This window comes from Thermomonas brevis (assembly GCF_014395425.1).
In the GTDB taxonomy this organism is placed as follows: domain Bacteria; phylum Pseudomonadota; class Gammaproteobacteria; order Xanthomonadales; family Xanthomonadaceae; genus Thermomonas; species Thermomonas brevis.
Genome location: NZ_CP060711.1, coordinates 991013 through 1005448 on the forward strand (window position 1 = coordinate 991013; position 14436 = coordinate 1005448).

Here is a 14436-nt window from a genome sequence, read left to right on the forward strand (position 1 = left end):
GATCCGCCGCGCCGCTCGCCGCGCATCGGATCAGAGGCGGTCTTCCGCCACCTTGATGCTGTACTTGGCGCGCGCCGCGCGCACGAACGCGTCCTGCGCCTGCATGCCGGTCGCCGCCGACACCTGCTGGCGCAGCGTGGCGCGCTCCTGCGGCGTCACCTGGCCGATGTCCGCATCGCGCACGCCGCGCACCGCGAACACCACGTACTGGCCGCCGACCAGCACCTTGTTGACCGGCACCTGGCCGGCCTGCGGGCGCGGCTCGTCGAAGAACGCGCGCGCCGCTTCCGGCGAGGGCACCGGCATGCCGCGGGTGACGTCGTTGGCTTCGCCGACGGCCAGCCCGGCGTCCTTCGCGGCCTCGGCCAGGCCCTTGGCCTTGGCCGCCTTCACCAGCGCGTCGGCGGCGGCATCGGCCGCCTTGCGCTGGCGGTCGGCGCGGATCGCCGCGACCACCGCGTCGCGCACCTGCGCCAGCGGCAGCGCCTGTTCCGGCGCGTGGTCGATGACCCGGATCAGCACGGTGCGCTCCGGCCCGAGTTCGATCGGGTCGCTGGCGGTGCCGTCCTGCAGCATCGTGTCGGAGAAGGCGACGCGCAGCACCTTCGCATCGCCGGCGATGCCGGGGCCGCCCGCGCGGCTGAACGCCGGCGTGGTCTGCAGCGGCAGGCCCAGCGCCTTGGCGGCGGGCTCCAGCGAGGTCGGCGTCTTGTAGGCGGCGTCGACCAGTTTGCCGGTCAGCTCGTTGAAGGCGCGCTCGCGCGAGCCCTCCTGCGCTTCCTTCTCCAGCTCGGCGCGCACCTCCTCGAACGGGCGCTGCACCGCGGCGCGCACGTCGTTTACCTTGATGACGTGCCAGCCGAAGTCGGTCTTGACCGGGCCGCGCACCTCGCCCGCCTTCATCGCGAACGCGGTGTCGTCGAACGCGCCCGGCATGCCGCCCTTGGCGAGCCAGCCGAGGTCGCCGCCGTTGGCCTTGGAGCCGGTGTCGTCCGAACTGGCGCGGGCCAGCGCGGCGAAATCCGCGCCCGGCACCTGCGCGTCGGCGGCCAGCTTCTTCGCCTTCGCTTCCGCCGCCTTCTTGTCCGCCGCGCTGGCGTTCGCCGCCACCGCGATCAGGATGTGCGAGACCTCGCGCTTCTCGGCCGAGGAATACTTCGCGATCTGGTCCTGGTAGCGCTTGCGCAGCTCCGCCTCGTCGGCCGCCGTCGCGGTCAGCGCGCTGCCGTCGACTTCCACGTACTCCAGGCGCACCGTCTCCGGCCGCCGGTAGTCGCTCTTGTGGGCCGCGTACCACGCGTCGATCTGCGCGGCGGTCACCTCGGCGGCGTCGGGCGCGGCCGGCGGCAGGGTCACGAAGCTCACGTCGCGATGCTCGCCCAGCAGGCGCATCAGCCGGTCGACCTCGAGATCGGTGACGAAGGCCGAGCGCGCGATGCCGGCGGGGATCAGTTCGTTCTTCAGGCTGTCGCGGATGCGTGCCTCGAAGCCCGTCGGCGACAGCGGCGGGTTCTGCGAGGCCAACAGCAGCTGGTAGCGGTCGGCGTTGAACGCGCCGTCGACCTGGAACTCGGGCATCTTCTGGATCGCGTCGCGCACTTCCGCATCGCTGATCACGATGCCGTCGCGATCGGCGGCGAGCTTCATCAGCTGTTCGTCGATCAGACGGTCGAGGATCCTGCGCTTGTTCTCCACCGACTCGAACGCCTTGGCGTCGAAGTTGTCGCCCTGTTGCTCGCGCATGTTGAAGCGCATGGTTTCGAGGCGCTCGCGGTAGACCTGCGCGTCGATGTCGTGGATCGACCACAGGTAGGTGACCGGCCACACCTGCGGCGCGGATTTCCACCACGACGGCGGTTGCGCGATGCGCGCGGCGTAGGTGTCCACCTGCTGCGACATGTACGACTCCACGCCGAAGAAGGCGAAGGGGACGATCAGCAGGCCGAGGATCACGGTGGCGATCCAACCGGAAGTCTTTTCGCGGAGTTTCTGCAGCATGGGCAAACCGGCAATGAGACGTAGCCGGGTAGTTTAACCCGTGCGGCGCGCGCGTACCCGCCGCGCCGGAAAGCAAAAAGCCCCGCATCGCTGCGAGGCTTCTGCTTGTAGATGGCGGAGTGGACGGGACTCGAACCCGCGACCTCCGGCGTGACAGGCCAGCATTCTAACCGACTGAACTACCACTCCGCTGGGAGCCCGCAATCATACCGACATTTTCCGCGGGCGCAACACTTTTTTCTTCTCGACCTGGTGGGCACTGAGGGGATCGAACCCCCGACCCGCTCCTTGTAAGGGAGCCGCTCTACCGCTGAGCTAAGTGCCCCGGCCACGCATTATCGCAGCAGGGCGCGCGCAACGGAACCGCCGCGTGCGGAATCCCGCACGAACGCCGTGCACGAAAAAGCCCGGCTTGCGGCCGGGCTCTTCGGGCTACGCCATTGGAGCCGCGATCAGTTGACCGCGTCCTTCAGCGCCTTGCCGGCCTTGAACGCCGGGTTCTTGGAAGCCTTGATCTTGATGGTGTCGCCGGTGCGCGGGTTGCGGCCGGTGCGGGCGCCACGCTTGCGGACCGAGAAGGTGCCGAAGCCCACGAGGGTCACGGTGTCGCCCTTCTTCAGGGCCTTGGTGATGGCGGCGACCATCGCATCGACGGCGCGGCCGGCATCGGCCTTGGTCAGTTCGGCGTTGTCGGCCACGGCTTCGACGAATTCGGCTTTGTTCATTTGCTTATTAGCTCCGTTGCGGAAGGGTGAAGCGGAGAATTCATTGACCGGCTCCGGCGACGCTCCCCTGCCGCGGATCCGGGTTTGCCGCGGCGCATCGACAGGCCGCCGCGGTTGCCAACCTTATACCAGCGCCGTTTCCGGCGCGCAACACGAAAGCCAGCGCTGATGCGGCTTTCAGGCACATTCCGATGAATGGGCCCGGGTTTTCGATGCGGCCTTCAGTGCTTCACCGCCGGGCGCACGCCGGTTTTCCCGCGCGGCTTGCCCTTCACCGGCGTCACCGCGGTCCGCTTGCCCGCGCTCCGACGCGCCGGCAGCGGGCGCTCCAGCGCCAGGTCCAGCACCTCATCGATCCACTTCACCGGCACGATCTGCAGGTGCCTGGTCACCGTGGCGGGCAGGTCGGCGAGGTCCTTCCTGTTCTCGTCCGGGATGATCACGGTCTTGACCCCGCCGCGCAGCGCCGCCAGCAGCTTCTCCTTCAGCCCGCCGATCGCGCTGACGCGGCCACGCAGGGTGATTTCGCCGGTCATCGCCACGTCGTGGCGCACCGGGATCTTCGTCAGCATCGACACCAGCGCGGTCGCCATCGCGATGCCGGCGCTGGGGCCGTCCTTGGGCGTCGCGCCGTCCGGCACGTGCACGTGGATGTCGTGCTTCTGCAGGAAATCCAGTTCGATGCCGAGCTGTTCGGTGCGCGCGCGCACCACCGACAACGCGGCCGACGCGGATTCCTTCATCACGTCGCCCAGCTGGCCGGTCAGGATCAGCGCGCCCTTGCCCGGCACCAGCGTGGATTCGATCTGCAGCAGGTCGCCGCCCACTTCCGTCCACGCCAGGCCAGTGACCAGGCCGATCTCGTTCTCCGCCTCGGCGCGGCCGAAGTCGAAGCGCTGCACGCCCAGGTACTTGTCGAGGTTCTTGTCGGTGACGACGATGGTCTTCGGCTTCGCGGCCTTGCCCTTCTTCGGCGCCGGCTCCGGCCCCTTCAAGGCGATCTCCTTCACCACCTTGCGCGCTATCTTGGCGATCTCGCGCTCGAGGTTGCGCACGCCCGATTCGCGCGTGTAGTAGCGCACGATGCCGGTGATCGCGCTTTCGTCGATGCGCAGCTCGCCTTCGCGCAGGCCGTTGGCCTTGAGCTGCTTGGGCACCAGGTAGCGCATCGCGATGTTGAGCTTTTCCTCCTCGGTGTAGCCGGGGATGCGGATCACTTCCATGCGGTCGAGCAGCGGGCCGGGGATGTTCAGCGAGTTGGAGGTCGCCACGAACATCACCTCGGACAGGTCGAGGTCGACCTCCAGATAGTGATCGTTGAAGGTGTGGTTCTGCTCGGGATCGAGCACTTCCAGCAGCGCCGAGGACGGATCGCCGCGGAAGTCCATCGACATCTTGTCGATCTCGTCCAGCATGAAGAGCGGGTTCCTGGTGCCGACCTTGTTGAGGTTCTGCACGATCCGGCCCGGCATCGAGCCGACGTAGGTGCGGCGGTGGCCGCGGATCTCGGCCTCGTCGCGCACGCCGCCCAGCGCCATGCGCACGAACTTGCGGTTGGTCGCCTTCGCGATGCTCTGGCCGAGAGAGGTCTTGCCCACGCCGGGCGGGCCGACCAGACACAGGATCGGGCCCTTCATCTTGGACACGCGCGACTGCACCGCGAGGTATTCGAGGATGCGGTCCTTCACCTTCTCCAGGCCGTAGTGGTCGGCGTCCAGCGTCTCCTGCGCCAGCTTCAGGTCCTTGCGCACCTTGCTGCGCTTCTTCCACGGCACGCCCAGCAGCCAGTCGAGGTAGTTGCGCACCACGCCGGCCTCGGCCGACATCGGCGACATCTGCTTGAGCTTGGCCAGCTCGGTCTTGGCCTTGGCCTCCACCGCCTTCGGCATGCCGGCGGCGGCGAGCTTGCGGGCGATCTCGTCGAGGTCGTTGGGCGCGTCGTCCAGCTCGCCCAGCTCCTTCTGGATCGCCTTCATCTGCTCGTTGAGGTAGTACTCGCGCTGGCTCTTCTCCATCTGCGACTTGACCCGGCCGCGGATGCGCTTCTCCATCTGCTGCACGTCGATCTCGCCGTCGACCAGCCCCACCAGCAGTTCCAGCCGCTCGGCGGTGTCCAGCGTCTCCAGCAGCTTCTGCTTGTCGGCCAGGCGCACGCCGAGATGGGCGGCGACGGTGTCGGCCAGCCGCTCCGGCTCCTCGATGCCGGACAGGGTCTGCAGCAGCTCCGGCGGCAGCTTGCGGTTGGTCTTGATGTACTGCTCGAACAGGGACAGCAGCGAGCGCACCAGCGCCTGGATCTCGTGCGGCTCGCGGGCCTCGTTCGACTCCACATCGACCGCCTTCGCGAACAGCGCGCCGTCCTGCGCACGCACGTCTTCCGCGCGCGCGCGCGACAGGCCTTCCACCAGCACCTTGATGGTGCCGTCGGGCAGCTTCAGCAGCTGCAGCACCTGCGCCATGGTGCCGATCGGGTGCAGGTCGGCGGCGCCGGGATCGTCGGTGTCGGCCGCCTTCTGTGCCACCAGCAGGATGCGCTTGTCGCCTTCCACGGCGATGTCCAGCGCGCGGATCGACTTTTCGCGACCCACGAACAGCGGGATCACCATGTGCGGGAAGACCACCACGTCGCGCAGCGGCAGCACCGGCAGCAGGTGGGAGTCGGATCGGGAGGGGGCAGCCATGGGGGAACTCCGGTTGCGGCTGCGGCGCGCCAGGCGCCGCCGTGTCTCGTTTTATGGGGATGTTGCGGCCGGGTTGCAAGCGGATGCCGCGGCATCCGGGCAAACCGACGGCGAATCAATGCGTTGCGGCGCGGCAGGCGCGGCGGGAACGCCCGCCGGGGCGGCGCCAGAAACGCGGAAGCCGCCCGATGGGCGGCTTCCGGAGACGACCATGGAAACGGCGTCAGTCGGCCGAAGCAGCCTTGGCCGGGGCCGGCACGCTCTGGTAGATCAGGTACGGCTCGGACTTGTGCTCGATCACCGATTCGTCCACCACCACCTTGCTCACGTTCTCCTGCGACGGCAGGTCGTACATGGTGTCCAGCAGCACCGATTCGACGATGGTGCGCAGGCCGCGCGCGCCGGTCTTGCGCTTGAGCGCCTTCTTGGCGATCGCCGAGAGCGCGTCCGGGCGGATTTCCAGCTCCACGCCTTCCATCTCGAACAGCTTCTTGAACTGCTTGGTGATGGCGTTCTTGGGCTCGGTCAGGATCTTGACCAGCGCGGCCTCGTCCAGCTCCTCCAGCGTCGCCACCACCGGCAGGCGGCCGACGAACTCGGGGATCAGGCCGTACTTGATCAGGTCCTCGGGCTCGACGTTGGCCAGCACCTGGCCGATGTCGGCCTTGCGCTCGGCGCTCTTCACCTTGGCGCCGAAACCAATCCCGCCGGCTTCGGTCGAACGCTGCTGGATCACCTTGTCCAGGCCGGCGAACGCGCCGCCGACGATGAACAGGATGTTGCGGGTGTCGACCTGCAGGAACTCCTGCTGCGGATGCTTGCGCCCGCCCTGCGGCGGCACGCTGGCGAGCGTGCCTTCGATCAGCTTCAGCAGCGCCTGCTGCACGCCTTCGCCGGACACGTCGCGGGTGATCGACGGGTTCTCGGACTTGCGGCTGATCTTGTCGATCTCGTCGATGTAGACGATGCCCTGCTGCGCCTTCTCGACGTCGTAGTCGCACTTCTGCAGCAGCTTCTGGATGATGTTCTCCACGTCCTCGCCGACGTAACCGGCTTCGGTCAGCGTGGTGGCGTCGGCCATGGTGAACGGCACGTTGAGCATGCGCGCCAGCGTTTCCGCCAGCAGCGTCTTGCCCGAGCCGGTCGGGCCGACCAGCAGGATGTTGGACTTGGCCAGCTCGACGTCGTCGTTCTTCTGCCGGCTCTCGATGCGCTTGTAGTGGTTGTACACGGCCACGGCGAGCGTCTTCTTCGCCCGCTGCTGGCCGATCACGTACTGGTCCAGCACCTCGAGGATCTCGCGCGGCTTCGGCAGCGAGCTGCGGCTGGACTGCGCCTTCTCCTCGAGTTCCTCGCGGATGATGTCGTTGCAGAGTTCAACGCACTCGTCGCAGATGAACACGCTGGGCCCGGCGATCAGCTTGCGCACCTCGTGCTGACTCTTCCCGCAGAAGGAGCAGTACAGGATCTTGCCGTTGTCGCCGGTGTTGCGTCCCTGACGGTCTTCGCTCATTCGCCACTCGCTCGCCGCGCTGCGCGGCTTCTGCCCGAGAATACCATACGCCCCCGCCGGGCCCTGCCGGGGCGGTTGTGCTGTGTTGATCGATATCGGCCGATGGGCGGAATCCGTGAATCGCGGATTCCGCCGCCGGTCAGGTCGACTGGATCGATTCTTCCGGACGCCGGCTGAGCACTTCGTCCACCAGCCCGTAGTCGCGGGCCGCTTCGGCGCTCTTGAAGTTGTCGCGGTCGGTGTCGCGGGCGATCACGTCGATCGGCTGGCCGGTGTGGCGGGCCAGGATCTCGTTCAGGCGCTCGCGCATCGACAGGATCTCGCGCGCCTGGATGTCGATGTCGGCCGCCTGGCCCTGCGCGCCGCCCAGCGGCTGGTGGATCATCACCCGCGAGTTCGGCAGCGCGTAGCGCTTGCCGGCCGCGCCGGCGGCCAGCAGCACCGCACCCATCGAGCAGGCCTGGCCGACGCAGATCGTGCTCACGTCCGGCTTGATGTACTGCATGGTGTCGTAGATCGCCATGCCCGCTGTCACTATCCCGCCCGGCGAGTTGATGTACAGGCTGATGTCCTTCTCCGGGTTCTCCGCTTCGAGGAACAGCATCTGCGCGACGACCACGTTCGCCACGTGGTCGTCGATGCCGCCGACCAGGAAGATCACCCGCTCCTTCAGCAGGCGCGAATAGATGTCGTACGCGCGCTCGCCGCGGCTGGTCTGCTCGACCACCATCGGCACGAGGTTGAGGGCTTTGATCGGGTCCATGGATGTTCGCTCGGAAAGGGGGAAAGGCCGGCCGCTTACTGGCCGATGGCTTCCTGGAACGAGAGCGCCTTCTCGGTGTGCGTGGCGCGCTCGGCGATCCAGTCGGTCACCTGCTCTTCCATCACGCGGTTCTGCAGGCCCTGCATCAATTGGGGATCGTTGCGGTACAACGCAATGACCTGCTCCGGCTGTTCGTAGGTGGAGGCGATCAGGCGCATGGTTTCGTTCAGGCGCTCCGGCTCCAGGCGCAGCTCGTTGCGGCGGGCCACTTCGCCCACCAGCAGGCCGACCAGCACGCGCTTGCGCGCGGCGTCCATGAAGGCGTCCGCGCCGGCGGCCAGCTGCTGGCCCTGGCGGCGCGCCTGCTCGGCGGCGTTGGCCTGCAGCGCGCGGGCCTCGCTCTCGACCAGGCGCGGCGGCAGCTCCACGTCCTTGTAGGCTTCGACCAGCTGCTCGCCGACTTCGCGGCGCAGGCGGTTCATCAGCGCGCCCTTCAGCTCGCGCTCCAGGTTGCTGCGGATGTCGGCCTTGAACTGCTCCAGGTCGCCGCTCTTGACGCCGAAGCTGCGGATGAACGCGGCGTCGACTTCCGGCAGCGCCTGCTCGGCCACGTCGACCAGCTTGAAGGTCGAGGTGACGGTCTTGCCGGCAAACTGCGCGGCGTGCCAGTCGGCCGGCAGGGTCACGTCGATGGTCTTTTCCTCGCCCGGCTGCATGCCGGCGATGGCGGATTCGACTTCCGGATAGATGGCGGCGGAGCCCAGCACGGTGCTGGTCTTCTCCACGCCCTCGGCCGGCATGCGCACGCCGTCGATGACGCTGCTGGTTTCCACGTTGACCAAGTCGCCGGCCTTGGCGGCGCGCTCGACTTTGTTCCAGCTGGCGCGCTGCTGGCGCAGGTTTTCCAGCATGCGGTCGATGTCGGCGTCGGTCACTTCGGCGGTGTGGCGCACCACTTCCAGCTTGCCCATGTCGAGCTCGCCGAACTCCGGCACCAGCTCGACCGAGGCCACGTACTTCAGCTCGCCCTCGGCGGCGTCCTCGCCCGGTGTGACCTGCGGCAGGCCGGCCACGCGCAGCTCGTTCTCGCGCACCGCCTGGTCCAGCGCCTGGCGCAGCAGGCCGTCGACGATCTCGGCGCGCACCTGGCCGCCGTAGCGCTGCTCGACCACCTTGGCCGGCACCTTGCCGGGGCGGAAGCCCTTGATCCGCACGTTCTGCGCGATCTCGCGCAGGCGGCTGCCGGCCTGCGCCTCGACATCGCCCGCGGGCAGGCTGAGGGTGACGCGGCGCTCGAGGTTGCCGGTGGATTCGACCGAGACTTGCATGATGCGATGACTCCTGGGCGGGTTCGCGCGAACCCGTTTGTTTGCGGTTGGACGGCGGAAGTGGATGGATGCCGGAACGCTCCGGAACCCGGGCGCGGCCACGACCGCGCGGAACTTGCTAGTTTCCCCGATTTCCGCCCGCCTCGCCACCCGTCCGGCCATCGATGCGTTGACAGACGCCGCGCGGGGTCGGACAATGCGCGGCCTTTCGTTGCGCCGGCGCGCCTCGGAAGTCAGTGATCGCAGCAGTCGGGCGGCCGCTGGAATGATTCGGTTCCATCGGGCGGGGTATAGCGCAGTCTGGTAGCGCGCCTGCTTTGGGAGCAGGATGTCGGGGGTTCGAATCCCTCTACCCCGACCATTCCGGCATCGTCCGGTGCAGGTTTCCGGCACGGGCGCCCGTAGCTCAACCGGATAGAGCACCGGCCTTCTAAGCCGGTGGTTGCAGGTTCGATTCCTGCCGGGCGCGCCAATGCAGTGAAGACGTGTTTCCGTGGTGGCTGTAGCTCAGTTGGTTAGAGTCCTGGATTGTGATTCCAGTTGTCGAGGGTTCGAGTCCCTTCAGCCACCCCATTTTTCGATCGGCCTTCCGCATGATGCGCTTGCAGTCGGCCGAACGTTTGCTACAATTCCGTTTCTCCGGGCCGTTAGCTCAGCTGGTAGAGCAGTTGACTCTTAATCAATTGGTCCAAGGTTCGAATCCTTGACGGCCCACCAAACCCGAGACGCCCGGCCACAAGCCGGGCGTTCTCTTTTGCAGCGCTCTTTGCCGGCACCGCTACAATGCCGGCGCGCGAAAGTGGCGGAATTGGTAGACGCCCTGGATTTAGGTTCCAGTGCCGCAAGGCGTGCGGGTTCGAGTCCCGCCTTTCGCACCATCCCGTGACGGGCGCCCGCGTCCCGGGCTATCCTCGCTGCATCCCGGCAACCGCCGGCTCACGCACAGGATGGATCGACATGCGCAGCGGCAATCCCGCACTGAAGGAAAACACCTTCCTCGACCTCGGCAGCGGCACGCTCGTACAGGGCGACGCGGGCGCGATGTCGCTCAACGGCACCGTCAACAAGACCGCGCTGCTGCTGGTCGTCACCCTGGTCGGCGCGATGTTCTCCTGGTCGCAGTTCACCGCCGCGATGGCCGCCGGCAATCCGGGCGCGATCATGCCCTACGTGTGGGGCGGCGCGATCGGCGGCTTCGTGGTCGCGCTGGTGACGATCTTCAAGAAGGAATGGTCGCCGTTCACCGCGCCCGTCTACGCGGCGCTGGAAGGGCTGTTCCTGGGCGCGGTGTCGGGCATGTTCGAACTGCGCTTCCCCGGCATCGTGATGCAGGCCGTGGGCCTGACCTTCGGCACCCTGGCGGCCCTGCTGCTGGCCTACCGCAGCGGTCTGATCAAGGCGACCGAGAACTTCAAGCTCGGCGTGGTCGCGGCCACCGGCGCCATCGCCCTGCTCTACCTGGTCAACATGGGCATGCGCCTGTTCGGCTTCGGGGGCATGGGCTTCATCCACGAGTCGAGCACGATCGGCATCCTGTTCAGCGTGGGCGTGGTGATCGTGGCTGCGCTGAATCTGGTGCTGGACTTCGACTTCATCGAACAGGGCGTGGAGCACGGCGCGCCGAAGTACATGGAGTGGTACGCCGCGTTCGGCCTGCTGGTGACGCTGGTGTGGCTGTACCTGGAGATCCTGCGCCTGCTCAGCAAGCTGCAGTCGCGCAACTGACGCAGCCGCGTCGGGCATGAAAAAGGGCACCGCGAGGTGCCCTTTTTCGTTGCGGAATCACCGGCGGCGGAAGCGCCGGGCATTCGCTTCGCGGCCGGGAATGCCGCTGCGCGAACGCCCGGCACTCCCGCCGCCTGCATGGCGATTACAGGCGCGAAGCGATCGCCTTGGCGAACGACAGCGTGTTGCCCTCGCCGCCCAGGTCCGGGGTCAGCGAATCCTTCGCTTCCAGCGTGGCGACGATGGCGTCGCGCAGGCGCGTGGCCTGATCCGGCTTGCCGAGGTGGTCGAGCATCTGCGCCGCGCCCAGCAGCAACGCGCAGGGATTGGCGACGCCCTTGCCGGCGATGTCCGGCGCGGAGCCGTGCACCGCCTCGAAGATCGCCGCGTCGGCGCCGATGTTCGCGCCCGGCGCGAGGCCGAGGCCGCCGACCAGGCCGGCGCACAGGTCGGAGATGATGTCGCCGAACAGGTTGGTGGTGCAGATGATGTCGAACTGCTCCGGCTTCATCACCAGCTGCATGCAGGTGTTGTCGACGATCAGCTCGTTGCACTCGATGTCCGGGTAATGCGCCGCCACTTCGCGTGCGGTCTTCAGGAACAGCCCCGAGGTGGACTTCAGGATGTTGGCCTTGTGCACGATCGTCACCTTCTTCCGGCCGGTCTTGCGGGCCAGCTCGAAGGCGTAGCGGACGATGCGCTCGGAACCCTTGCGGGTCACCTTCTGGGTCAGCACCGCGGTCTCGCCGTCGGCGGAGACTTCCTGGCCCTCGCCGATGTAGGCGCCCTCGGTGTTCTCGCGCACGGTGATCAGGTCGACGCCGCTGGTGAAGCGCGACTTGGTGTTCGGGAAGCACTTGGCCGGGCGCACGTTGGCGTACAGGTCGAAGCGCTTGCGCAGCTCGACGTTGATCGAGGAGAACCCGCCGCCCACCGGGGTGGTCAGCGGCGACTTCAGCGCGATCCTGTTCTTGCGGATCGAATCCATCGTCGCCGCCGGCAGCAGCTCGCCGTGCTTCTCCAGCGCGACCATGCCGGCGTCCGCGAATTCGTAGGAAAGGCCCAGCTGCATCGCGTCCAGCACGTGCAGGGTGGCGTCCATGATTTCCGGGCCGATGCCGTCGCCGCGGATGACCGTGATCGTTGTCATTTTCGATGTTTCCAGACAGGCCGACGCCACGCGCGAGGGCGTGGCGGCGATGGGGGTGATTTATAACCGGCGATTATGACAGATGCCGTGCGCCGGCGTATGCCGGACAGCATTCAACCATGGTCGTGGGTGGCCGGCGCTTCGGCCTCGCCCTGTTCCAGCCTGTCCAGGAAATCCACCGCGCGGCGCAGGTGCGGGATGACGATGGAGCCGCCCACCACCAGCCCGACCGAGAACGCCTCGAACATCTCCTCGCGGGTCACGCCGGCGTCCTTGCACTGGGCGACGTGGTAGCTGATGCAGTCGTCGCAGCGCAGCACCATCGAGGCGGTCAGCCCCATCAGCTCCTTGGTCTTCACGTCCAGCGCGCCGGGCTGGTAGGTCTGGGTGTCGAGCGCGAAGAAGCGCCGCACCACCTGGTTGGGCTCGTCGAGGATGCGCTTGTTCATGCGCTGGCGGAACTCGGTGAACTGCTTCACCCGGTCGTCGGCGTCGCTCATGCGGGCTTGCCCTCGAGCAGCGGCTCCAGCTTGCCCTCGCGGTGCAGCGCCATCATGTCGTCGTAGCCGCCGACGTGGACGTCGCCGACGAAGATCTGCGGCACGCTGGTGCGCCTGGTCAGCGCCACCATCTTCTCGCGCTCGGCCGGGTCGGTGTCGATGCGGACCTCGGTCCACTCGCGGCCCTTGCTCTTGAGGAAGTTCTTGGCCATCACGCAGTACGGGCACACGGCCGTGCTGTAGATGGTGATGGCGGGGGTGCTGGCGTCGCTCACGGCGGTCTCCTGAACCGGAAGGCGGGATGTTTGTCGAACGATTCTGGTCGAATATGGGGACGCGGCGGGATTTCCCAATCGCTCCCGCCGCTCAAGCCCCATTCACGCCGCCCCGCCGTCCAGCCCGCATCCTGTCCGAATGAACCGTCGCCCGATCGCCGCCGCCCTCGCCTTCGCCCTGACCGCCTGCATGGCCGCGGCCACCGCCCAGCAGCGCAACAGCCTGCCGGACATCGGCTCGTCCGCCGGCACCGTGCTGTCGCCGGCGAAGCAGGCCGAGTACGGCGCGATGGTGCTGGCCCAGCTCCGCCACGAAGGCTACGTGCTGGACGACCCGCTGCTGGACGGCTGGCTGGGCGACGTCGGCCAGCGACTGGCCGGCGCCAGCGACCGCCCGCAGCAGAGCTTCACCTTCTTCCTGCTGCGCGAGCGCCAGATCAACGCCTTCGCCACCCTCGGCGGCTACGTCGGGGTGAACGCCGGGCTGGTGCTGGCCGCCGACCGCGAGGACGAGGTGGCCGGCGTGCTGGCCCACGAGATTTCCCACGTCACCCAGCAGCACGTGCTGCGCGGCGCGGAGAAGGCGCAGCGCGAAAGCCTGCCGATCCTGCTGGCCACGCTGGGCGCGATCGTCGCCGCCCAGCAGGTCGGCGGCAATTCCAGCGGCGACGCCACCTCGGCCGCGCTGATGACCGGCCTGGGCGTGCTGCAGCAGCGCCAGATCAACTACACCCGCGACAACGAGGCCGAGGCCGACCGCATCGGCATCCGCACCTTGGCGCACGCCGGCTACGACCCGGAGGCGATGGCGGATTTCTTCCAGACCCTGCAGTCGGTGGTGCGGATGAACCAGGGCGACGAGCGCGCCGCCGTACCCGGCTACCTGCAGACCCACCCGCTCACCCTGGCGCGCATCAGCGAGGCGCGCGAGCGCGCCGCCAAGCTCGAACCGACGCTGGCGAACACGGCGTCCGTCGCCAGCAGCAACCCGCTGCTGCCGCCCGGCCTGCAGATCGCCACCGGCGCGCGCAGCCGGCAGGGCCAGGGCAATACCGGCGACTTCGGCTGGGCACGCGAGCGCCTGCGCGTGCTCAGCGCCACCACCCCGGCGCAGGCGATCCGCGAATACCAGCAGATGCGCGCCAAGCAGCCGCTGGACGAGGCGCGCCGCTACGGCCTGGCCTTCGCCCACCAGCTCGCCGGGCAGAACGGCGAGGCGCTGGCCGAACTGGCGCCGCTGGCGCAGGCGCATCCGGACAACCTGTGGGTGCAGATCGCGATGGGCGAGGCCGAGGCGCATGCCGGCAAGCTCGCGGAGGCCGACCGCCGCTTCGAGGCGCTGCTGGCGCGCATGCCCACCCACCGCGCGCTGGCGCTGGCCTACGCGCGCCTGCTCGGCGAGCGCGACACCCGCGAGGCCGGCGCCCGCGCGGTGGCGGTGCTGCGCCCGCTACTGGGCGGCGTCGGCGGCGACCTGCCGTTCCAGCAGGCCTACGCCCGCGCCTGCGAGATCGCCGGCGAGCCGGTGCGCGCCGGCGAGGCCTGGGCCGAGGCCGCCTACCTGTCCGGCCGCCCCGAGCAGGCGCTGGTGCAGCTCAACAACCTGAAGAAGCGCGACGACCTGGACTACTACGCCCGCGCCCGCATCGACGCACGCATCGCCGCGATCACCCCGACCGTGCTGGAGCTGCGCCGGCAGGGCGTGCGCGACGAGGAAGCCACCGGCGGGCGACTGAGCTTCGGCATCGACGGCGGGCGCTGAGCCGGTCACGAAACTG

At 68.2% G+C, this 14436-nt stretch carries 11 protein-coding genes and 7 tRNA genes; 7 read left to right on the plus strand and 11 right to left on the minus strand.

What is annotated here, in order from left to right:
• Positions 1-30 precede the first annotated feature (30 nt).
• The 8 genes from H9L17_RS04620 to tig all read right to left on the minus strand — a co-directional run bounded on the left by H9L17_RS04620 (position 31) and on the right by tig (position 9008).
• On the minus strand, positions 31-1998 hold the full coding sequence (locus H9L17_RS04620; RefSeq protein ID WP_187571179.1) for a SurA N-terminal domain-containing protein: 1968 nt from the start codon (positions 1996-1998) through the stop codon (positions 31-33).
• A 112-nt stretch (positions 1999-2110) separates the two neighbouring features.
• A tRNA-Asp gene (locus H9L17_RS04625) sits at positions 2111-2187 on the minus strand.
• Between the two features lie 61 nt (positions 2188-2248).
• Positions 2249-2323 (minus strand) — tRNA-Val (locus H9L17_RS04630).
• Between the two features lie 127 nt (positions 2324-2450).
• Entirely contained in the window at positions 2451-2723 is a 273-nt protein-coding gene (locus H9L17_RS04635; RefSeq protein WP_028838418.1) for an HU family DNA-binding protein, read from the minus strand.
• Positions 2724-2944: 221 nt separating this feature from the next.
• Positions 2945-5404, minus strand: coding sequence for an endopeptidase La (gene lon / locus H9L17_RS04640; protein ID WP_187571180.1), 2460 nt, complete (start codon positions 5402-5404; stop codon positions 2945-2947).
• Positions 5405-5627: 223 nt separating this feature from the next.
• Entirely contained in the window at positions 5628-6917 is a 1290-nt protein-coding gene (clpX, locus tag H9L17_RS04645; RefSeq protein WP_187571181.1) for an ATP-dependent Clp protease ATP-binding subunit ClpX, read from the minus strand.
• A gap of 139 nt (positions 6918-7056) precedes the next feature.
• A complete protein-coding gene (gene clpP, locus H9L17_RS04650; protein ID WP_187571182.1) occupies positions 7057-7680 on the minus strand; it encodes an ATP-dependent Clp endopeptidase proteolytic subunit ClpP in 624 nt (207 codons plus the stop codon).
• Positions 7681-7715: 35 nt separating this feature from the next.
• Positions 7716-9008: a trigger factor gene (gene tig / locus H9L17_RS04655; protein WP_187571183.1), complete on the minus strand. Its 1293-nt coding sequence runs from the start codon at positions 9006-9008 to the stop codon at positions 7716-7718.
• A gap of 284 nt (positions 9009-9292) precedes the next feature.
• On the opposite strand from tig, the gene H9L17_RS04660 reads away from it, so the two are divergent.
• The 6 genes from H9L17_RS04660 to H9L17_RS04685 all read left to right on the plus strand — a co-directional run bounded on the left by H9L17_RS04660 (position 9293) and on the right by H9L17_RS04685 (position 10733).
• Positions 9293-9369, plus strand: a tRNA-Pro gene (locus H9L17_RS04660).
• 34 nt (positions 9370-9403) lie between these two features.
• Positions 9404-9480: transfer RNA gene (locus H9L17_RS04665), tRNA-Arg, on the plus strand.
• A 24-nt stretch (positions 9481-9504) separates the two neighbouring features.
• Positions 9505-9581, plus strand: a tRNA-His gene (locus H9L17_RS04670).
• Positions 9582-9649: 68 nt separating this feature from the next.
• Positions 9650-9725 (plus strand) — tRNA-Lys (locus H9L17_RS04675).
• A 76-nt stretch (positions 9726-9801) separates the two neighbouring features.
• Positions 9802-9886, plus strand: a tRNA-Leu gene (locus tag H9L17_RS04680).
• A 79-nt stretch (positions 9887-9965) separates the two neighbouring features.
• Positions 9966-10733 (plus strand): Bax inhibitor-1/YccA family protein, encoded by a 768-nt coding sequence (locus H9L17_RS04685; protein ID WP_187571184.1) that lies wholly within the window; start codon positions 9966-9968, stop codon positions 10731-10733.
• 145 nt (positions 10734-10878) lie between these two features.
• On the opposite strand, the gene H9L17_RS04690 is transcribed toward H9L17_RS04685, so the two are convergent.
• The 3 genes from H9L17_RS04690 to H9L17_RS04700 all read right to left on the minus strand — a co-directional run bounded on the left by H9L17_RS04690 (position 10879) and on the right by H9L17_RS04700 (position 12595).
• Positions 10879-11883 carry an isocitrate dehydrogenase gene (locus H9L17_RS04690; RefSeq protein WP_187571185.1) on the minus strand — a complete coding sequence of 335 codons (1005 nt, stop codon included), beginning with the start codon at positions 11881-11883 and terminating at the stop codon, positions 10879-10881.
• A gap of 113 nt (positions 11884-11996) precedes the next feature.
• Positions 11997-12383, minus strand: a complete 387-nt coding sequence (locus H9L17_RS04695; protein ID WP_187571186.1) for a carboxymuconolactone decarboxylase family protein — start codon at positions 12381-12383, stop codon at positions 11997-11999.
• Positions 12380-12595 carry a glutaredoxin domain-containing protein gene (locus H9L17_RS04700; RefSeq protein WP_425507414.1) on the minus strand — a complete coding sequence of 72 codons (216 nt, stop codon included), beginning with the start codon at positions 12593-12595 and terminating at the stop codon, positions 12380-12382. Before H9L17_RS04700 ends, H9L17_RS04695 begins: the two co-directional genes overlap by 4 nt.
• Positions 12596-12797: 202 nt before the next feature.
• On the opposite strand from H9L17_RS04700, the gene H9L17_RS04705 reads away from it, so the two are divergent.
• A complete protein-coding gene (locus tag H9L17_RS04705; RefSeq protein WP_187571188.1) occupies positions 12798-14420 on the plus strand; it encodes a M48 family metalloprotease in 1623 nt (540 codons plus the stop codon).
• The last annotated feature ends 16 nt before the right edge of the window (positions 14421-14436 follow it).